The sequence below is a fragment of the Psychrobacter piscatorii genome (assembly GCF_043641605.1).
Taxonomy (GTDB): domain Bacteria; phylum Pseudomonadota; class Gammaproteobacteria; order Pseudomonadales; family Moraxellaceae; genus Psychrobacter; species Psychrobacter piscatorii_C.
The window spans coordinates 1-20295 of record NZ_JBHZRK010000023.1; the positions used below are offsets into that span (position 1 = coordinate 1).

The window sequence follows — 20295 nt, forward strand, 5'->3', positions numbered from 1 at the left end:
ACGTCGTAAGTGTTGCTATAAAACTTAACTTAGGAGATTTTATGCTCTAGCAGTTCGATGCCTGTATAGCGCACCGATCACGATTTATTAGTATTATTAAGGTTTTTCTGGTCCTTAATACTTAATGTCTATTTTCACTAAAGCATCTTACGTGTTTTGCCAAAAATACTGACATCAGCCAAATTGCCAAATAACATGTATCTTATGTCTAAACATTCTAAACCTTAAGAGGTGTACATGATTGAAGTTTGTCCATATCATATTGGAAGATTACTTAACTTAGTTTTTTCTCAAGATTCAATCGAATATTATCGTGAAAAAGAGGAATTTGAGAGTTTGGATTTTAGTTGTGAACCAGATGCTCGCTACGCTATAAGACGATGGATAGGTCACGTTTCAAAAGATTTGCCAGAAACATCTGAGGATAGTTTTGGAATTGGCTATCACGATGGGCTATGGGATTCGAAACAGAACAAAAAACTTTTTAAAGAAGATCTTAGATATATATTAACTAAGAATCTATTAGTTTCAAGTGCTGAGTTACCAGGAATTGATTTTAATATAAAAGATACGGTAGATAATTATGACGAATGGAGTGCACAACAAATAAAAAACTGGGAAGATCGACACCATAATTTTTTAATGTTGCTTTGGGACGAATGGTTTGATGAACCATTTGAACCAGCCAACTTAGAATTATATCGTGAGAGAGTCGATAGTGGATTTGTTTCATATCCATTTGCACCAAATTCATGGGGAAGTCCTGAATACAAAGAAAATTAACTCTATTCTCAAAAAACCCTTTAAGTACACTGAGAAGTATCCTTCTACTACCGCAATAATTCAAAACCTTGCTACCATTAGCCTATAGCCAGATGTTCGAGTCCTCACTAGGGAACCGAACTATTGAGAGCACCTTATTGGTTCGCAATAAGTATATTCAATAAAATTCATACGAGCAATAAACGCTCTAAAAACAGCGTGCGTTCCTGCTTCATTTAGTGTTTTTAACTCTTTTACGCCTGCTGACTCCGACTGTAAATCCTCGATTTTAGCCTCCATTAGTAAAGTAAAAGCATAACTAATGGAGGCTAAAAGGGTATGTATCTAAACCATCAAGGCTTAGATAGATTCGCTATTTTGGAGTAGTGAGCATGTAAAAGTTGGTTCACTTCCTCAGTAGTAGCAATTCGACCTTCGACGAAATCGTCAAAAATGTGCTGAGTGTCAGGGTTTGCGTGAAGATTATCTACAGCATGACTACCACGAATCCACGCACTAATACGCCGCCGCTCTTCTATTTCCGCTTGACTCACAAGGATAGGACGATCATCAGACATTTTTCTTTCCATTTCATAAGTTGAGGGAGTTGTCGCAATTTTTGCGATAACTGCATTTTAGAACATGGTGTAACTGTCGCAAAATTTGCGATAGTTGCCCATTAACTATTTCTCACTGTTTTTTGGGCTCTCGATTTCTGCGTCATTTAGTGTGATAGCGTGCAAATGGTACTTAAACGTTGGATATACATAGAAAGCTCACAAGATTTTAAAAGTCATTGAATAGAATAAAATATAGCCGTGATCAAATTCCCACCAAACTGAGATTTTCCCAAACTTTGCGTAAATATCAGTGCCGTAGGTAAAGGTTTTCGATGACTTCTACACGGTAAATATATGGCAGCAGTTACCAAATATACTAAAATCTAGAAGAGTAATACACGCTCTGAACCGTCCTGGGATTATCGAAAACTTAACGAATGAATATTAATATTTTTAGTTATTTCGTACCCTACATAAGAGAGCCCATCCCAGATTCTGTGTAACTGCCCTTTAGATTAAATGCTTACTAATACGGTCATCAAACATAATCATAAAACGATTAAGAGCAGCCGTCCAGTTACGAATCGGCATCGACCACCTTTTGGATGCCTGCTGGGTTGCTAAGTACATCACTTTGAATGCGGCCTGATCAGACGGAAACACCTTACGCTTATTCTCCGCCGTTCGAATCACGCTGTTTAAAGATTCGATAGCATTGGTGGTATAAATCGCTTTTCTGATGTCTATAGAATACTCGAAGAACATCGTTAAGCCCTCCCAGTTATTGCGCCAAGACTTAACCACGTGCGGATACTTATCACCCCAAATCTCATCAAAGTGCTCAAGATTGGCCTCTGCTATCTCAAGCGTATCAGCGCCATAGATGGCCTTTAAATCAGCCGCTATGGTCTTCTGATCCGTCCATGGCACAAATTTCATGGAATAACGCACCATGTGTACGATACACAGCTGAACCTGAGCGTTGGGGTAAGCCGTATTGATAGCATCAGGAAAACCTTTTAAACCATCGACACAGGCAATGAGGATACCTTGTACTCCACGGTTTTGTATTTGCATCAGTGATAGATGAATACTGTCTTGACGCGCTGAACGATATTTTTAGCTATAGCGTACCGTGGCAGGGTAGTCAATCTGTTGTCGAACGTTTTACCAAGCTAAATGGTTTGGTAGTGCTTAGACGTGATGATGAGGGCTTGTCAGACAGGCTGATGCGGATTATCTATGCTAATTGGCACGCGCTGGCAAGTGAGCGCGGGCTGGGGTTTTTGCAGTTTGTTCTTGATACGCTATACCCCAAACAAAATGAAATTATGAGGCTTTGGCACTCTAAATCCTTAGCGCACAAATATCCCTCATATCTGACCGATACCGCGCGTACAGATAGGTTTTTGACTAGTCATATTCGTATTAAACTTGATGCAGTGGTAAATGTCCGCGAGCTGTCAGAGCTTGCTCCTACATTATCACGGCTTGTGCCGTGGCAAGTTGTGCCAGAGATTGCGGTTAACCTACCATCAGCTGAAAATATGGACGTCAAGGTTGCGGTGGCTAGCGAAGTTATCGCAGTAACTGATTTTTCCCCTTTTTGAAATATTTAAGAATAAATTTGACATAATATAACCCTAGGGTTATATTATAATTAATGATTCATACCCCTAGGGTTATGGTTATTACAATAGAAATGAATTTTGATTATAGGGGGTTTTTATTAATTCATCCGAGCTTATAGATATGCTCATAGCAGATGGATGGTATTGGGTCGCCACTAAGGGTAGTTATTTTCAGTACAAACATAAAACAAAAAAGGGCAGGGTTACTATCCCACACCCTAAAAAAGACCTACCGAAAGGTACTGTTAATAGTATTTTCAAACAAGCTGGATTGAAATGATCCAGTGGCTTTAGCAATAGTTAGCTTTGTTTGCAAACGAAGCTAACGTTTGACTACAGCTAACTTGTAAATGCTAATAAAAAATCTGTTTTGAAATAATCTATACCGTTGAATTAATAAAACCCATATAAAGGAGTCTAGCCATGTTTTATCCTATCGCAATCGAGAGAAGAGATAGTCATACAGCGCATGGTATTCGTGTACCTGATCTACCAGGATGCTTTTCTGCTGCTGATAACTATCAAGATGCTGTTGATATGGCGATTGAAGCTATCGAGCTGCATTTAGAAGGCTTGGTAGAAGACGGAGAACAAATCCCACTTCCTTCTGATATCGGTACTTATATGGATAATCCAGAGTACGAAGGTGTAACTTGGGCTTTAGCGCCAGTCGATGTAAATCGTTATCTCGGAAAAACTGAAAAAATCAATGTAACTTTACCAAGTCGTCTGATTCATATGATTGATGAGGAAGTTGCAAGCAATAAAGAACGTTATAAGAGTAGAAGTAATTTTATTGCATTATTGGCAGAAAAGAATTTTTTTGTACATTGATATTAGTGTTCTAATAAAAAGTCTCGCATTTGCAGGGCTTTTTATTAATGGTAAAAAATACAAACATTTCATTTCAATCCTTTAAGTAGCATATTTCTTGCGTATTCTACGCCAGCAGCCTCTTGCATTTCTTGCCAGCTTTCGTAAGTAGTATTTTCTTGGATAAAGCTCTCCCATTTTTCGTCTGGAATAGCCTCAAAATCTTCGTTTGATTCAATCTTGAACCCAGAAGTATTAAATAATTCAACAAGTTTGGACAGGTGATGCGACTTATGTTCATATCAAAATCGGCTGGTGTTACTTAGCGGTAGTATTAGATTTGTTTGCACGACGTGTGGTGTGCTTTAGTGTCTCAGACTCACCTGACAGTGTGCTGACTACTAAAGCCCTACAGATGGCGTATCAGACGAGACTTAAACCCAGTGGTGTCTTGTTTCACTCAGATCAAGGAACGCATTGCACTAGCAAGGCATACGCTGAATCTGTGTCTAGTTGTGAGGGCATGACACAAAGTATGAGCCGTCGTGGTAATCCACTACGGGCATGGCCCTCCGTCTTGCACTCGGGCAAAGCAGTGCTTTGCTAATCCTCGCTCATGGGACAACGCACCCACTGAGCGCTTCTTTAGAAGCTTTAAGACAGAATGGATGCCTAAGGGTGGCTACGAGGATACAGCTGAAGCGTCAAGTGCTATTAGCGATTATATCTGGGGTTACTACCAAACGGTAAGACCGCACAGCTTCAATCATTATTTATCGCCGGCTGAAAAAGAAAGACGTTACTTTAATCAAAACCTCTTATCAGGTGTCCTAAATTAGCTGACCAATACACCACCGTCAGTCAATTTGTATGGTTTATCAGCAGGCTTGGCTTGTTTAACTTGCGAGTCGGTCAATGGTTTTATTATTTTAGCCATTTTAAAGGTATCCTATTTTGAGGTATTAGTGGATACCTCGTAGAATACCTTTATTTTTAGGGTATGAAAAGGTATTTTAAGGTAGGGTGTGGTAGAGCATGGTAGAGTTCAGGCATTAAAAAACCCCACAGCGCGTGGCTTGTGGGGTAATTTGGGTGACTAAAGTATAGGTTAGTGGTGCGCCCACCAAGACTCGAAATAATAATATAAGTATATGATTTAATTTTTTTTAATAAAATATATTTTTGTGGATACTGTGTATTATACTGTATAAACAAAAAATGACGCAATTAGGCGTCATTTTTGTCTTTGTTCGTATCGTTTACTAGCGCATCGATCTTAACCTTTAACCATTTATTAGGCCGTCCTTCAAGATCAGATAACTGGTATCTGATTGAGCTAGTAATATTAGTGTCATACCTGAATCAATGACTACTCAACATGAAATTTCGTTTTCATCTATAAGATTTTTTTTACTACCTATAATTTACAAGCCATTCACATAGTATTTTGATATAATTTTATATCTAAATTACTAGCACTTTTGAGATTTTAAAATGGCAACCGCTGAGCAAATCAAAAACCTAGTGAGGGCTCATTACCAAAATGATACTGGCCGATTCCAGTCAATTTCTCTACAAATTGCTGCTAATGAGGCCAGATCTGGTCACCACAAGCTCGCTAAAGAACTAAAGTCTATCATTGATAAAGGCTCACCAATTCAAAAAAATTTTGATAAGAATGGGTTGAACCTTTCTGTTAAAGATGAGTTGGATGGAAGTCTTCAGCTGAAGTTTACTTCGGTCAGAAAGAACGAGATAGTTTTTTCTCCAACAGTTCAGGTACAGTTGGATAGGGTGATCACTGAACATAGTAATATTTCTAGTCTCAGAGAGTTTGGTCTGACCCCGCGTAGAAAATTACTCTTCCATGGTCTTCCAGGAACTGGGAAGACTATGTCTGCAGCTATGCTGGCTACTGAATTGAATATACCTTTTTATGCAATTTTACTCGATGGTTTGATGAGTAAATATATGGGTGAAACAGCAGCAAAATTAAGATCTATCTTCAATTTTATTTCTAGCAATACAGCAGTTTATCTTTTCGATGAATTTGATTCAATTGGCTCTTCTAGAGAGCAGGGAAACGATATAGGTGAAATAAAAAGGGTTTTAAATTCCTTTTTAGTCTTCTTTGAAGAAGAGCAGTCAGATAGTATAGTTATTGCAGCTACAAATAATATTGATTCTTTAGATAAAGCACTTTTTCGCCGTTTTGACGATATTATAGAGTTTGGTTTACCAGATCAGGAGGAAATAAGGTGTGTTATTAAAAATAAGTTTACACTTTTCAACTTCAAGTTAAAGGACTGGTCGGAGGTCTATGATAAAGCAAGAGGTTTAAGTTATGCTGAAATTTCTAAAGCCTGTGATGATGCTGCTAAAGAAGCTGTATTGAATAATAACAAAGTTGTAGATGAGAAGTTTCTGCTAAAATCTTTAAGTAATAAAACAAGATTCTAAAGAGTATCTGAATGATTAATAAAGCTCATCTATTTTATAATGCAAAAGAAACATATTCATATCATCCCCATGGAGGGGGTCCTAGATACCGTTTTCCTATTAAAAATAGGACTATGCATGGCAATGAATTATTGACTCGATTGACGGAATCCCTAACAGTAATCGAAAGAAAGACAGCAATTAATAGAAGTGATACCCAGACTCAGGTTCTTCCTTTGAGTAGTGATAAAGGTGTCTTTTTAAGTATTGTAAGTGATAAGAATGAAGAGCTTAGTGTCGATAAGTTCGACAACAGGTATTTTGAACTCAAAACATTAAAGTTAGAAGGTGATAGCCAAGTTCTAACATTTTACACGACTCAAAAAAACCAAGAGAAATTCAGTAAAAGTATTAAACAATTTATTGATGAGGATACTAAAGCTGGGAACCCTAAAAATCACCCAATGCTGAATAATATTTCCTTGATTAGAGCATCAACTTTAGAAGATCTCTGGACTGACGATTTATCTTTATTGCCATCTGGATCAAATGATATTGTCTGCTGTGAATTATGGATGACCTTTCGTAATGAAAGTGCAAAAGAAGAGTTTCAATCAGTACTCAATGACTACCTATACGAAAGTACGCTTAATATCTCCTCACTTTCTTTGCCTACCGTTACAGTATTCAAAGTTGAGGCTACAAGGGAAAGACTTGAAAGTTTAATAGCTAATTTCCCAAACGTAGTTGAATTAAGAAGATCGTCAGAGTCTCCTAATGTCTTTATTGACATGGATATGCCGTCCCAACATTTATTTACAGAGGATTTTAATCAACGTATAAATATGAACTGTAGTGAAGACCAAATATTTGTCAGCATACTTGATACTGGTGTTAACTATAATAACCGTCTGCTTAATAAGGTATGCAATGCAAGCTATAGTACATCATGGGATCCAAACTGGGATGATTATAGTGATAGTTCAATTTCCCCACTACAGCATTATCATGGCTCTTTTCAGGCTGGTGTAGCTGCTTTTGGTGCAAATATTCTAGATGATTTAGTTGGTACACATGCAATAGAAGTTACTCATGAAATTGAGTCGGGAAGAATCTTGCCGCCTCGAGGAGTTAACCCTAAAAGGCTTTATGGTGACGTAATGCTAGGTACAATAAGCAACTTGGTAATTGAGAGACCTAACAGTAAAAGAGTATATAGCCTAGCAGTTACAGATAATGAATGTGAGTGTGATGGGTATCCCACATCATGGTCTGCAGCTATAGATACTTTTTGCTATCAGAATTCAGAGCTATCTACTGATGTCTTTGTTATCTCAGCAGGAAATGCTTCTAATGTTCAAAAGGACTATTGGACAAATGCAAGAGCCGCTAAAATTCAGAACCCTGCTCAAGCGTGGAATGCTATCACTGTAGGAAGTTGTACTAAGCTTTACAATGTCACCAATCTTGTTAACCCAACAATCTGTTCAGCATTAGGGGATATCAATCCTACAACATCAAGTTCTCATGGTTGGGAATGGGATGGCTCCCCTTTTAAACCAGAAATACTGTGCGAAGGGGGGAATAGAATTATTGATAATGGTGTTATTGATTTTCACGAAGATTTAGCCCTGTTGACAGCTTCTGGTAAAACTCAAGGCAACGTATTTGGTTCACATACTGATACGAGCGCAGCTACTGCTGAAGCTTCGTACATGGCAGCAAAAATAATGGCTGCTTACCCTATGGCGACTGCTGAAACTATTCGAGGTCTGATAATTCATTCAGCTGAATGGTCTCAGCCTATTCTTGATGAGCTAAATAGATTGGCTCAGAGTCATCCTCAGAAGACCGTACTTAAGGAATATAAAAAAAATATACTTAGCGTATGTGGGTATGGGATACCCAATTTAGAAAAAGCGATTAATAGTAAAAATAATAGGTTGAGTCTGATTATTGAGTCCTCTATCAAGCCAGTCGATGATAATAATTTTAATCTTAACGAATTCAATATTCATGACCTGCCATGGCCAAAGCAAGTTCTCAGCCAATTGCCTTTAGACTCTACAGTAAAAATGACAATTACTTTGTCTTATTTTATTGAACCCAATCCGCGAGTATCAAATATAAAAAGCAAATATGTTTATAGATCTCATGGACTTTCTTTTAATCTGTGTAAACCTGGGCAACCAAGACAAGATTTCATTGAAAGTAATAACAGAAGTGATCGAAGAAGTGAAAACTATACCGAGCATAAATTTGATCATGGTTGGTTCTTTGGTAACTCATTACAGGGCAATGGGTGCATACACAAAGATTACTGGGAAGGAACTGCAGCCGATCTTGCAGAGACTTCTACTATCGTAGTCAAGCCTGTAACAGGATGGTGGAAACTTAATAAAGACAAAGAAAGATGCTCCAAATCAGTAAATTATTCGTTATTAGTGACACTTGAGGTAGATGATAATGATATTGATATTTATTCTGAAGTTGAAAATAAAATAAATACTCACGTAGGCAATGTAGTACCAATTCAAGTAAGTATATAAGTTGTTCGTTTAAATGACGCAATTAAGCGTCATTTTTGTCTTTATTGGTATCGTTTACTAACGCATCGATCTTAACCTTTAACCATTTATTAGGCCGTCCCTCAAGATCAGGTGGCGGTAAAAAGCCGGCATCACGCTTGCGATGAATTGTAGTATTAGATTCCCAACCAAATATTTCTTTGATGTCGCCTGTGGTGTAATACCTACCTATCATTTCAATCTCCTTTGTCTTCAATACTCTTGCAATCAATTATTCCAACTGAAGAAGGGCTTATATCGCTTCTTCAAGTCATGCGGTATAACAATCAGATCTTTCTCTATACGTAACTGGTTGCTCTAGCCTTACATTCTTCAAAATGTGTATGGGCCCAACTGATCGCTGCGCTCTCAAGATTCCCAATATCATCAGCATAGAACCATTTAGTTTGACACCATCCCCAATCGCTAAAGCAAATACTACCATCCGATGAAAAGTCATGAGGGGTAGGGGTGGCAAATTGTGCGAGGTAACCAACTTTACCGTTACGCTGCAGCTCTTCAGCAATACAATCATCACCTTCTATATCATTAGGTAGTTGAAGTAAACTACAAACGTCATTACAACCGAATATAGCGTCTGTTAAGTCTTCGCTAAGCGTGTCGGCTAAGCACATATAAATAGGTATCATTTTTTCACAGCGCACATTCGCGGTGTAAGTTTCATCTATTAATTTTTTTCTACTATGATTCATGATCAACTCCTAATACCTATTTTCAGTCTTTATCGCTACTAAGCGGTTTGTATCATCAGTTATTGGATTATTTTTTCTTTACATTGAGAGCAGAGATGCACCTTCGATGAAAGAGATTGAGATAGGTGTTTACTAACTCTCTAAGCTCTATCACGTTGAAGTTCGCGATGGTTGTAACGAGACCTGCCAAATGCTTTACGATCATTTTGATTTGCTGCCCAGGACATACCGCCGATTGGTCTACTGTTTCTACCAGCCATGTATTTTTTCTTAGCAACATCAAACTGTTTTTGTAGACGCTTGGCTATGTATGGTTCGTCAGCTAAATTAAGACTCAGGATACGTAGTGGGTCTCCGATTAGGCGATATTCAACGACACTCTGACCGTTACCCAAAAGAGAGATAGCATCTTTGGATTCAAAGATTTTGTCGTCTACTTTCAATTTGTGTTTGCCACCGCTATCAGCGACAGCGACAACTGCATCAGTCCACATACCAAACTGTTTACCGTCTCTGCCTTCAGAGACGTCTTTAGTGAATAGGTGAGCATATGACGATACGAAGTTGCGCATTGAACCTGCCAGCTTTTTGGCCAATGCATCATTAACGGTAGCAGTCTGCCAGCGGCCAGCGATGAACTCATGAACATTACTGCGATCAAGCTCTACCTCAAATGGAGCAGTGCGTTTAACTTTGCAGGCATAGAATGCTTGGTTGTCGTCGGCATCCGATGTGATCACTTGAGCGCCAAACGTACCATCAGGAAACTTGCGTACTGAGTTCAGGTTTAGTTTGATGTGTAAGTTCATTGGTTGCCTCCAGCAGCGTATAAGCGCATTTCAGCGAGTTTTTGATTGGCGTAAGCGTTCTGCTTTCTGAACTCTATGAGCTCAGGGCTATCGATTGAGCTCATGCGCGGCTCAAGCGTTGATGTCGCTACGTCTTGCTCGGCTTGGCTGAGCAGGTAGCTATTGCAGCCAGTGATGTTGCCGACTACTACGAGCGACATACCTACTGCCAGTCCTGCAGCGATATGCGCACCGCCTGACTTTATTTGGTTGAGTAGTGCTAAGTGTTGTGCCATAATCCTTTCACTCCTTGTTGAGTAAAGCCCTGTGTTCTTGGTCGGATGTCAGGGCTTTTTATTGTCTAAAATTTGGTGCTGCTAGATGATTTTGATCAGGTCGTTGCTAGATGATAAATTAATATTACTACCAAAAGTAGTATTATGCAACTTAAAATAGCTCAATAACCTACTAAAAGTAGTGTTTATTTATCGTTTAATTATTTGAAGGAACAAAAAAACCCGCGCAAGGCGGGCTATAGAATTATGATTTAATCAATCCTTTATATAAATAAACATAAGTAAGATAATCGTTGCTAATAGTATGGGGTGGTGATACATTCTAAGCTCACGTCATCTACCTATTAAGGCTATTTTTATGAAGCTATTATCAGCGTTTTTCGTATCTATGTTAATGATGGCGCCAGTAATGCAGGCGAATGCTCAGAACTACCCTTGTTCTAAAAGTATGGGCGGTGTATCGCATTGTAAGGATGGTAAGTTTGTTTGTAATAATGGCAAAATTAGCCAGTCTAAGAAGGTTTGTAGTGAGTAGGTTATGATTAGTTAACAAGCAATAGAAAACCGCCCTAAAATGGGGCGGTTTTTTTATTTCTTAGGCTGATCTTTTGGTTGATGTCTGAAATCGATGGTTCTGTGTCGCACACGATAATCAAGCCCTGACGTAGGATGTTGGTGATGGCTATAGAAAGCAAAGCTTGATATCGGGCAATTTGTAAAACCTTTTGCTTTCGAGATAGGTATTTCATCTTTATCAAGATCCTCTATCTCTAGCTGCTGGCTATCTAGATCTTTTATATCATTTTGCCATCCATCTGTTATCTTTTTTTGGTTTATGTTCGTTTTGGTGATATATATAAGCAATCCACCTTCAGTTTGATTGTCTAACCCCGTAGAATATCTATGAAGTAGTTGTTTGAGCCCTTTATAATGGTAACCCTTGTCTTGTCGTATCTTACCTTCACCTAACCACATATAATTCGTGTAAGGGTAAGTTACAACTATATCGCAATGCCCATTAACGTTAGGGTCATGAGCTGCTTCCCAACCCATCAATTCCAAACCATTGCAAATCGAAACATTGATTAAATTTTCTCCGTTCTTGGGGTTGTCTTCAACCATAGAGTCATAGTATATGTTTTTAGCTCTACTAAATTGATCGATAATACGATCTATATCTCGATTTACCTTATCTACAAAATCATTATAGTCAGTAATATGAGGCCTTATTGATTCTTCGTTGATTTTCGTTGAAGAAAGTGTTGCATTTGAGAGTTGTCTAGGCACTTGTTGTCCCCATATATCTTTCAGAAGGCTTAAAGAAAGTCACAACCTGTATGCCAAAATCCTCTAGTGTTAATTTTTCACCTGTATGAGGGTTGTAGTACTCTTTTTTTCTCATATCTTCGATAATTTCTTGTTTGTCAGGTACCTCTATATATATACCTTCAGTAGGTTCTAAAGCCTCAAACTCCTGATTTAGTATACTAATAGGTGGTCTAGTAAGGTAGAAGACAGCATCATAAAATGTGTCTTCATCTACTACTGGACTAACACGATATAAGTCATCAAAGTTTAAATGGCTTTTTGTTTCTGGACCCACAGATACATAATCGATAATTGCAAAGCAGACAGCCTGCATATCTTTGTTAACAGTAGGATTATTGGAAATCAGAATTTTGATTTCTTTTATTTCTGAGGATTTCATAGTATCGCCGTCATGAAATGAGTTTGTCTATTGCAAAATCTAAATCGTTTTCATTGCGAGATTCTTTGATAAAAGCATCGAATAGATGTTTGTTATTAGAGGAAGTAATATTAATATAGCTACTTTTCAGTGAAATCTCTAGATGATTTCTGTTATTCCTATAAAATTTACTGGTGATTTTGTAGGGAGTAATATCATTATTTAAAGGTATTTTTTGATCTTTATCTTTCTCTTGACGAACACCTTTTGCTCCTTCTTTATGATAAGGTGCGCTACGTAGGTCTATGCATGATTTTCTTGCACCCTCTTCATGTGTTGTACCTGATGGAGTTTCAAAAGTAATTCGAATGACACCGTTAGTTCCATCTTCTGGTAATTTATAGAAGGTACGTATCTTAGGGAAAAAATCGATAGCCGTATCTTTATCTAAACTAATCCGTAAATCCTTCTTCAAGAATTGTAGTAGTTGACTTTTTGAAGACATGGCTTGTAGATGACCAAGAATACTTGCTTGATCAACTCCTAATATAATGCGGTTTTTAGTCTTGTCCAGTATCAAAAAATCATAGCATTTTAAGTACTTTGATACGACGGCTATAATTTGATCATATTCCTCAAACATTCCTTTTTTAAACGCTTTTTTTATTTCAGCTGAGGTAAGATTTTTTCTAACCTTGACTTTGCGACCTGTACTGAACTGGTATAGAGTTCTTTTACCTGATAGTGTTGTCTTCTTCATACATGCATACTTTGTCTTGTCTTTTGAAGCAGCTGAAAAGCTTGTTTCTAATGCTGTTTCTATCTGTCTAATGTTATCTTGCTCTGGATAAATCGAGATCATCTTATCATCAAAGGAGACGTGTTCAGACAGAAGCTCTATTACTATCTTATGTAACTTAGTTAAGTCTGTTTCCGACTTATTTTTCAGAACATTGGCTTTAATGCCATCAATATTTCTACCAGTAAAGCTTTCGCTAGCTTTTTTGCACGCTGTGCGCACTTCGTATAGCACTAAAGCACGATCCTCTAACTCTGTTAAAATATCACAAATACTGCTTTGTAGTATTTCTATCTCTTGCTCTGTCATAGTAATCATCTCTTATTTTAATTTCACTTTAGTAATATACACATATAACTTTTTAACATATGTCTTGTAAAAAATTGGCAGACTGCTTGGTTTTAGTATTTATAGTGTTTCATGATATGCAAAGCTTCAACCCAGCCTCCACAGCCTCACTCAAGTCAGCCCCCTTCTTAATGCTATAAGGCACGTTTGGGGTCAGGCCGTCTTTCTTCAGAGACGCTTCAGCAGCCTTATTAAGCGGCGTACCAATAGAAGAGTCTTCGATATAGCCGAAAGGTTGAAAATACACTTCAATGCCAAAATCTGGATAATAGACACATGAGATCTCGCCATCTGCAGTGAACGGATAGGGCGTATCATGATCAACGGGCCAGAACGCTTCGTGCACCGTGACACCACCAGAAACAAATTGACTAGCGTAACTATCATCTTGAATAGGAGAGCATGCAGCTAACGATAAGGCAGCTATACTAATTAACCACCTGGGCATATTGACTCGCATGGTACTCCGTCTTTGTCTCTATCTAGTCGTTTATTACCACACTCCAATGCCTGCTTAGCTTGCTCACAGTTAGCCATTTGGCCGCAGGTACTAGGCAAACTTTTACATTGAGCGCCTCCAGCATCTTTGACAAATAGCGGATGGTCAACCTCAACAGATTCTTTTAAAACCGCATTGCTCTGAAATGGGTTGTCTATCGTAGTAACGCTGGCATTGGACGATAAAGCGAACAAAGATACTGTCGCGACTAGTATGAATTTTTTCATGGGTGAAATCCTTTTCTATAAAATTCATTTTATATATATTTTTTTTGGAATTTTACAATCTAAAAAATATTGTTTTGCATGATCGTCATTAAAGAGTCTAGATTATCCCAACCTAAATCTACAATTTTCGTTGTTAGATGTTTTATACTCTCGGCAGGTAGCTCTCGAAGCGCATCAATCATTGAGCCTTTCTGTTCATTAGGTAAGGTAGACGAGAGAATCAGGGATTCCAAAAGTGATCTAAATTGCTCAGCTTCAAACTTTATGGTTACCACTCCCAAAATGGCAGACAAGCCACCGTCATCTGCAAGAAAGTCCATACCAATATGAGTAATAGAAGATAAATTGGGTTGAGCGTTGTAATCTCCAACTGTGTTAGGCATTAATATGCTTTTCTCAGAAATTAAACAGTGGTCTTGGAGGTAAGCTAAATTGGCAACAAATTTACGATAAATGTCAGTTCCATACTCATATTTTTCGCTCAAATCTATGGGAGAAGGATAGACCTCACTCAGTTCTGTTAGAATCTCTAATTGCATATCTCTATCTAAAAGCATAATCCTATCCTTATGTTATTCAAAATCTGCTGCTTCACGATAGGTACACCATCCTAATGGTAGTGTGTCGACTGGCTTAGAAAAATTGAGAAAGTGGCGTACCCAGTGATATTCGAATGGTTTCACAGTGACCTTATCTATATTTAGTTACTTTACTGTCAACGATCCCAACAAGCGTACATTCACCCATAGGTATTATCTTTTGATCAGGCCATTCTGGATTCAGCGGTTTTAAGTACATATCTTCAGGACCGTCACCAATAATTAACTGCTTAAAAGTGGCTTGCTTATCATCATTGCAGTGTATAACCACTAAGTCGCCATCTTTCAAATCCCATGGTGTTATCTCAGGTTCAACGTAGATGATGTCATCAGGTTTAAATTCAGGCCACATGCTACGTCCTTGAATTATCAATCCAAATGCACGCTTAGATAGACTCTGTGGTCTTGGTATCCACTCAATCACGTCATCTATTGTCACTGGCATTACATCCGAAAAACTACCAGCCGCTACCCAGCTTATTACAGGTATGTATCCATCCATTCCATAATCAACTGGAACCCTTTGCGTGCCTTCAGGATCATTGAGCTCTGCACCATTTGGAGAAGTGCTACTTTGCATAGTATTGATTTTAGATTTTAGGTCACTCACGGTGGGTATTTCTACTGTTGCTTCACCGTAATCAAGATATCCAGACGATGTTCCTAGAGCGTCACTTATACTTTTTAGGCCTTTACTTCTAGGTTTAGCGAACCCCTCGCTGTAACGTCTAATCATCTCATAACTAATACCAGTTTTATTGCTTAACGCATTTCTATCTAAGTTTCTTTCACTCATCAACTCATTAAGTCTTTTAGCAAAGTCCGGATGCTTAACTTCTAGCTCACTCATTTCTTTCTACCTCCAGTAGTAAATTACATTCTAAGTCATAAGAGCTCTTGCGTCACCACTATTAAAAGTAGTATTATTACTACTAAAAGTAGTATTGAGGAGGAAGAAATGATTTCAAAAACCCCATTAGAGCAAGCTTTTGATATTTTGGGTAATCCCGCTCAACTTGCATATGCACTAGATATAACACCTTGGGCTGTCTACAAATGGAATATTAACCGTGCACCCAAAGATCGGTGTTTAGACATTCAGGATTTGACAAACAATCAAGTAACAGCTGAGCAACTACGTCCAGATATTAATTGGGATTACGAGCGCAAGCAGAGAGACCTAGCTAAGCAGCTCGAACCAGCCTAACCCTAAATCAAAAGATACAGAAGGATAGCCTTTAACAAAACGTGCAAATGAATAGGAAAAATACGATGGACGTAATCGACACCGCGCACAAAACGGTTCACAACGCTGCACATGGCGGTTCAGCTGCACTGGCAACACGCTTAGGCATGTCAGTGACTATCTTGAATAACAAAGTCAATCCGCATGCAAAAGCGCATCATCTGAGACTAGATGAGGCACTCGCTATTATGGAATTCACTGGTGATCACAGCATCATACAAGCCATGGCGCATCGTCTAGGTGGCGTGTACTGCGAAGTTAGTAGCGCTACTAAAAAAGATGATCTCATCATGACTGCACTGTCCGCGTCTGCCTGCCAAGGCGATGTTATGACTGAGCTGCACCAAGCACTTGAAGACGGCCAGATAAGCTGTGATCAACGCGTCGCACTAAAGGCGAAGATTCAAACAGCATTGTCTGAGCTGCAAGCCCTTGGTCAGCACGTTGACGAAAAGCACGCCAGCGACAACCCGCACATCGTTGCACGCTGGGGAGCTGAAAAAGCTCAGGATGGTAACCAGTGAAGCCTCTTTCTCAGATGGGTCTCGAAGACGACGATTTTTTACCCATGCAGGCATATATCAAAGCATTGCAACAAAAGCGAGAAAACGAACAAAAACATCGAGACCAAATCACGTTGATAAGTCAAAAAGAAAGCTTCGCCAAAAAGATTGCCGATGCGGTTGTTTACGCCACATTCCTTTCAGGCTTTGTTGCTTGCATCCTCTTGATCATTATCTTCAGATTCGGGCAATAAAAAACCCCAATCAGTTGCACCTGATCGGGGTTTTGCATCTTACATAAAACTCAATACAAAGGAGATTATGCCATGAAACTACCAAAGCTACAACAACACAAAGAGCTGAAGCATGCAGTAGATGCTAAAGAGCTTTATCGGTCATTGGGGCTCAATACAGCTCATTGGGCCAAATGGCATGCACGCAATATAGACAGTAATGAGTTTGCCATCAAAGGGACCGATTACCAAGGGTTCACCCAATGGGTGAACGGCAACAAAACGCAAAATTATCTACTTTCTATCGAATTTGCAAAAAAGCTGGCCATGCAAGTTAAGACTGAAATGGGCGAGCGAGTTAGAAACTACTTTTTAGAGTGTGAGCGCCGCATGTCACCTTCAATCACACAGCAGCCGGCAGTCGCATTGCCTCAGAACTATATCGAAGCATTAGAAGCTCACTTGCAAGCTGTAAAAGAGAAAACAGCATTAGAGCATCAACTACAGATCAGCCAGCCAAAAATTGATTTTCATGACACTGTTGCCGCAAGCAGTGTCCTTGTCACGATATCTGATGTGGCCAAAAAACTAAACATGTCGGCTCAAGCACTGAATGTGAAGTTGATTGAACTTGGTGTATATGACAAGCGGCGGTTGCCAAAGAAAGTATTTAACCACTGGTTTCTTCAAAAAAGCTATGGACAGATGAAACTTACGAAACAAGGCCGTGATCGTAATCTGATCACCCAAGCAGGCCAGATTTACATCATCGACTTGATATCAGAGCAAATGAAGCTGGTAAGCGGAAAGGAGGCAGTGTAATGCATTATATCGCACACAACTTTAGCGACTGGGATAGCAGCACGCTTCATATGACGCGCACTGAGCGCAGTATCTATTTTGACTTGCGATCACTGTATCTACTACAAGAAAAGCCCATTGATGGTGGCGATATGGCACTGCTGCAGCGTCGTGTACGTGCCACCAATGATGAAGAAAAAGCAGCGCTAACTTTTGTCCTCAAAGATAAGTTCAAGAAGACTGGAAAATTATATAAGCGTCCAGAATGGGACAAAATAATTAGTGGCTATCACTACCAAGCCATATCAAGTGCGACCAAAGAAATGATCAAGCGGTTGTCAGATGCTGGCGAGACTGTCGCCGCCAATGCGGGCGTACTTAATATACGTGTTGCCTATATTGAAAAGTTTGGCCATGACGAACACACACGAATCACGAACAGAGCGAACGCCAAGACTAACAAAGCGAACGAGGGCGAACGCCATCACGAACGCACGAACGCGAAAGCGAACGATGACGAAAATCAGGATGAACGCGAAAGCGAACAGCTAAGTGCACGGGAACGCAGTAAACGCGAACGCAAATATATGGTTGAAAAGCTTAAAGCTGCTGGGGAGTCTGTCACGCTAAAGACAGCTATAGCAATGCTTAGAGCTTTATACGGTAAACATTTTAACGGTGACGCATTAACAGATATGCAAGAAGACGAACGGACGAACGCGAAAGCGAACGCCAATATAAATAATGACGAACGAATGGGTGAACAGCAAAGCGAACAAGCGAACCAAATCACGAACAAAGCGAACGCGCAAAATTCATCACATAACCAAGAACCAGAAACCACTAACCATAAACCATCAACCAATAACCAAGTGAGTGAGGGCACACACACAAGCCTGGTGACTGTTGGTGGTTCTTTTGAGGACAGTTTTGAGCTGACTCAGCAAACAGAGGAAGACATTAGGCTGGCAGAGCAAAAGAGCCTAAATGCTCAGGTACCAGTCCAAGCCGAACAAATACGTAGCCAGCATGCAGATGATATCGAGAACTGGATAGCGCCATCAATAGATACGATGCGCGGCGAACTATTCCGTGCCGGCAAGATGATGCAGCTGACTGATGACCAGTACGAGTTGCACATTGAAGAATTCAAAGCACATTACGCTGAGCAGGCTCTACGTGGTAATCCAATAATCACTGAATCAAATCGTAAAGCTAAGCTTCGTAAGTGGTTAGCAGGCGAGATAGATAAACAAAAAATCACTCAAGCACGTCAGGAAAAGGCGAAAGGACGCTTTACCACAGATAACGAAGACTGGACCGGTACCACTGCCAAAAACGCTTCAGATTTTGATAGTGATCTGCCTCCTATTTACCATCCAAGCCATCAAACTGCTAAGGCCGATGACAACATGCCACTGTTTTTGAATGGCTGTAAGCGCATGCCTTTACCTGGTATGACCAATCCTGAGACTGAGGCTTATGTAGATAGATATGTTCAACCTGGCGAAGCTCGAGTAGTAGCTTATGACAGGTTATTGGTAGAAATGAAAGAGGCAGTATGAGCACATCGGACCAAAAGCTATCTACAAAACAGGCAGAAAAAATAGAAGTAGGGCGTGGCGCTTGGAAGTTTGAGCGCTGGCTAAACAAGCAAAAGACAGAGAAAGAGCTGGCTGATATTGAATATAAAAAGAATCATCCAAACCGTTACTTTGTCGCTTTTGTGAAAGTAAGCTTGCCACGCGCAACATTGCCAGAACACTTATGGCCAACAGTAATTAACGACACATTGTTGTTTGAGCAGCCAGAGCCGCTAACTTTTGAAGACATTATGCGTGTGGCTAATAAAGCATGGATTCTTGCAGATAGGATTGAGCTGACCAACTTTTATGAAATGAATGCCAGTGACTTTGCTGCGTTTGTTGGTGATGAGGCTGGCTGGGCGGTAATAGAGGAATGAAAGGGCATAAAAACTAACGACAAACCAATTAGAGGAGAATGTGGTTTTGGCTAAAAAACGCGGTATCAGCTGGACAGATATAGCTTCCACCAGTGTTGGTAAGATCAACGCGCACAAAGTATCTGAATTATGGACAACCAAGCAAGCGACCAAAAAAAGTAAGTACGGTAACGTGAAGACGATCGTTGATGGTATTAAGTTTCACAGCAAAGGTGAAAGTGAGCGTTATATCTTTTTAAAGCTCAAAGAGCGCGCCGGTAGGATTAGAGACTTACGCTTACAAGTGCCTTATGAGCTCATTCCCAAAAGCAGAAACGAGGCTGGCAAGGCAATTAGAGCGGTGACTTATAAAGCCGACTTTGTTTATATCGATACCAGGACCGGCTGTGAAGTGGTAGAAGATTTTAAGGGCACGCGTACGCAGGATTACATCAATAAAAGTAAGCACATGAAAGAAAAATACGGTATCGAAATATACGAAACTGATCAGACCCATCTAAAGGAAGGTAGATTGTGAGGAGGTTGATACTAACCTTGCAATTAAGGTCCATGTAAAAAAGCTTGATGAGAATTAGACAATAAAAAGCGCCAATGTTGGAAGCATTGACGCTTTTGAATACATAGTTTGTTCTGAGTAGCTAAGCATCTTAATTATATGAACATTGCCAGTATTTTGCAATGTATGACGCTCAGGGGGAACAGTGGCTAAACGATCAGGATATACAAGGCGTGATATTAAAAATATTGGTGGTGTGTCAGAAAGTATGCTGAAGAAATAAAGGAGGGTGACAGCCAAAGCAAGATGATATATTTGAGGTTAT

Annotated in this window: 27 protein-coding genes and 1 pseudogene; 15 read left to right on the plus strand and 13 right to left on the minus strand. The window is 39.4% G+C overall.

All coding sequences use genetic code 11. The features are described from left to right. Positions 1-237 precede the first annotated feature (237 nt). Entirely contained in the window at positions 238-783 is a 546-nt protein-coding gene (locus ACHUET_RS14415) for a hypothetical protein (RefSeq protein WP_394213766.1), read from the plus strand. A 332-nt stretch (positions 784-1115) separates the two neighbouring features. Here ACHUET_RS14415 and ACHUET_RS14420 read toward each other — a convergent pair whose 3' ends face one another. Continuing rightward, the gene (locus tag ACHUET_RS14420; RefSeq protein WP_198332402.1) at positions 1116-1340 is read right to left on the minus strand and encodes an antitoxin VbhA family protein; all 225 of its coding nucleotides are present in this window, start codon (positions 1338-1340) and stop codon (positions 1116-1118) included. Positions 1341-1832: 492 nt separating this feature from the next. Continuing rightward, a pseudogene (locus ACHUET_RS14425) lies at positions 1833-2402 on the minus strand (IS256 family transposase); the annotation flags it as partial. Here ACHUET_RS14425 and ACHUET_RS14430 point away from each other — a divergent pair. The 7 genes from ACHUET_RS14430 to ACHUET_RS14460 all read left to right on the plus strand — a co-directional run bounded on the left by ACHUET_RS14430 (position 2402) and on the right by ACHUET_RS14460 (position 8754). Further along, complete coding sequence (locus ACHUET_RS14430) at positions 2402-2932, plus strand: hypothetical protein (RefSeq protein ID WP_394213767.1); 531 nt, start codon at positions 2402-2404, stop codon at positions 2930-2932. The pseudogene ACHUET_RS14425 and the gene ACHUET_RS14430 overlap by 1 nt on opposite strands. A gap of 118 nt (positions 2933-3050) precedes the next feature. Further along, a complete protein-coding gene (locus ACHUET_RS14435) occupies positions 3051-3233 on the plus strand; it encodes a type II toxin-antitoxin system HicA family toxin (RefSeq protein ID WP_394213790.1) in 183 nt (60 codons plus the stop codon). 143 nt (positions 3234-3376) lie between these two features. Beyond that, entirely contained in the window at positions 3377-3787 is a 411-nt protein-coding gene (locus ACHUET_RS14440; RefSeq protein WP_394213768.1) for a type II toxin-antitoxin system HicB family antitoxin, read from the plus strand. Positions 3788-4073: 286 nt separating this feature from the next. After that, positions 4074-4373, plus strand: a complete 300-nt coding sequence (locus ACHUET_RS14445; RefSeq protein WP_394213791.1) for a DDE-type integrase/transposase/recombinase — start codon at positions 4074-4076, stop codon at positions 4371-4373. Continuing rightward, on the plus strand, positions 4312-4605 hold the full coding sequence (locus tag ACHUET_RS14450) for an integrase core domain-containing protein (protein ID WP_394213769.1): 294 nt from the start codon (positions 4312-4314) through the stop codon (positions 4603-4605). Before ACHUET_RS14445 ends, ACHUET_RS14450 begins: the two co-directional genes overlap by 62 nt. Before the next feature lie 655 nt (positions 4606-5260). Further along, complete coding sequence (locus tag ACHUET_RS14455) at positions 5261-6226, plus strand: AAA family ATPase (protein ID WP_394213770.1); 966 nt, start codon at positions 5261-5263, stop codon at positions 6224-6226. Positions 6227-6237: 11 nt separating this feature from the next. Next, positions 6238-8754 (plus strand): S8 family peptidase, encoded by a 2517-nt coding sequence (locus ACHUET_RS14460; protein ID WP_394213771.1) that lies wholly within the window; start codon positions 6238-6240, stop codon positions 8752-8754. 22 nt (positions 8755-8776) lie between these two features. Here the strand turns inward: ACHUET_RS14460 and ACHUET_RS14465 are convergent, their stop codons facing one another. From ACHUET_RS14465 to ACHUET_RS14515, 11 genes are all read right to left on the minus strand, one after another. Further along, a complete protein-coding gene (locus ACHUET_RS14465; protein ID WP_394213772.1) occupies positions 8777-8968 on the minus strand; it encodes a hypothetical protein in 192 nt (63 codons plus the stop codon). Positions 8969-9071: 103 nt separating this feature from the next. Then, positions 9072-9485 carry a hypothetical protein gene (locus tag ACHUET_RS14470; protein WP_394213773.1) on the minus strand — a complete coding sequence of 138 codons (414 nt, stop codon included), beginning with the start codon at positions 9483-9485 and terminating at the stop codon, positions 9072-9074. A 140-nt stretch (positions 9486-9625) separates the two neighbouring features. Beyond that, the gene (locus ACHUET_RS14475; RefSeq protein WP_394213774.1) at positions 9626-10294 is read right to left on the minus strand and encodes a hypothetical protein; all 669 of its coding nucleotides are present in this window, start codon (positions 10292-10294) and stop codon (positions 9626-9628) included. Next, complete coding sequence (locus ACHUET_RS14480; protein WP_394213775.1) at positions 10291-10569, minus strand: hypothetical protein; 279 nt, start codon at positions 10567-10569, stop codon at positions 10291-10293. Before ACHUET_RS14480 ends, ACHUET_RS14475 begins: the two co-directional genes overlap by 4 nt. Before the next feature lie 588 nt (positions 10570-11157). Beyond that, on the minus strand, positions 11158-11856 hold the full coding sequence (locus ACHUET_RS14485; protein WP_394213776.1) for a hypothetical protein: 699 nt from the start codon (positions 11854-11856) through the stop codon (positions 11158-11160). Then, entirely contained in the window at positions 11849-12277 is a 429-nt protein-coding gene (locus ACHUET_RS14490) for a hypothetical protein (protein WP_394213777.1), read from the minus strand. Before ACHUET_RS14490 ends, ACHUET_RS14485 begins: the two co-directional genes overlap by 8 nt. 10 nt (positions 12278-12287) lie before the next feature. Continuing rightward, the gene (locus tag ACHUET_RS14495) at positions 12288-13364 is read right to left on the minus strand and encodes a hypothetical protein (protein ID WP_394213778.1); all 1077 of its coding nucleotides are present in this window, start codon (positions 13362-13364) and stop codon (positions 12288-12290) included. Between the two features lie 109 nt (positions 13365-13473). Beyond that, entirely contained in the window at positions 13474-13863 is a 390-nt protein-coding gene (locus ACHUET_RS14500) for a hypothetical protein (RefSeq protein WP_394213779.1), read from the minus strand. Beyond that, positions 13836-14129 (minus strand): excalibur calcium-binding domain-containing protein, encoded by a 294-nt coding sequence (locus ACHUET_RS14505; protein ID WP_394213780.1) that lies wholly within the window; start codon positions 14127-14129, stop codon positions 13836-13838. The genes ACHUET_RS14500 and ACHUET_RS14505 overlap by 28 nt, the downstream gene beginning before the upstream one ends. A gap of 59 nt (positions 14130-14188) precedes the next feature. After that, positions 14189-14686 carry a hypothetical protein gene (locus tag ACHUET_RS14510; RefSeq protein WP_394213781.1) on the minus strand — a complete coding sequence of 166 codons (498 nt, stop codon included), beginning with the start codon at positions 14684-14686 and terminating at the stop codon, positions 14189-14191. A gap of 133 nt (positions 14687-14819) precedes the next feature. Then, positions 14820-15578, minus strand: coding sequence for a helix-turn-helix domain-containing protein (locus ACHUET_RS14515; protein ID WP_394213782.1), 759 nt, complete (start codon positions 15576-15578; stop codon positions 14820-14822). A 108-nt stretch (positions 15579-15686) separates the two neighbouring features. On the opposite strand from ACHUET_RS14515, the gene ACHUET_RS14520 reads away from it, so the two are divergent. The 7 genes from ACHUET_RS14520 to ACHUET_RS14550 all read left to right on the plus strand — a co-directional run bounded on the left by ACHUET_RS14520 (position 15687) and on the right by ACHUET_RS14550 (position 19991). Further along, positions 15687-15935, plus strand: coding sequence for a transcriptional regulator (locus tag ACHUET_RS14520; protein WP_394213783.1), 249 nt, complete (start codon positions 15687-15689; stop codon positions 15933-15935). Positions 15936-16000: 65 nt separating this feature from the next. Further along, positions 16001-16498 (plus strand): phage regulatory CII family protein, encoded by a 498-nt coding sequence (locus tag ACHUET_RS14525; RefSeq protein ID WP_394213784.1) that lies wholly within the window; start codon positions 16001-16003, stop codon positions 16496-16498. After that, positions 16495-16731 carry a hypothetical protein gene (locus tag ACHUET_RS14530; protein ID WP_394213785.1) on the plus strand — a complete coding sequence of 79 codons (237 nt, stop codon included), beginning with the start codon at positions 16495-16497 and terminating at the stop codon, positions 16729-16731. Before ACHUET_RS14525 ends, ACHUET_RS14530 begins: the two co-directional genes overlap by 4 nt. Before the next feature lie 72 nt (positions 16732-16803). Next, positions 16804-17532: an antA/AntB antirepressor family protein gene (locus ACHUET_RS14535; RefSeq protein WP_394213786.1), complete on the plus strand. Its 729-nt coding sequence runs from the start codon at positions 16804-16806 to the stop codon at positions 17530-17532. Next, positions 17532-19076, plus strand: a complete 1545-nt coding sequence (locus tag ACHUET_RS14540) for a YdaU family protein (protein ID WP_394213787.1) — start codon at positions 17532-17534, stop codon at positions 19074-19076. Before ACHUET_RS14535 ends, ACHUET_RS14540 begins: the two co-directional genes overlap by 1 nt. Next, a complete protein-coding gene (locus tag ACHUET_RS14545) occupies positions 19073-19474 on the plus strand; it encodes a hypothetical protein (protein ID WP_394213788.1) in 402 nt (133 codons plus the stop codon). The genes ACHUET_RS14540 and ACHUET_RS14545 overlap by 4 nt, the downstream gene beginning before the upstream one ends. A 46-nt stretch (positions 19475-19520) precedes the next feature. Further along, entirely contained in the window at positions 19521-19991 is a 471-nt protein-coding gene (locus tag ACHUET_RS14550; RefSeq protein WP_394213789.1) for a DUF1064 domain-containing protein, read from the plus strand. The last annotated feature ends 304 nt before the right edge of the window (positions 19992-20295 follow it).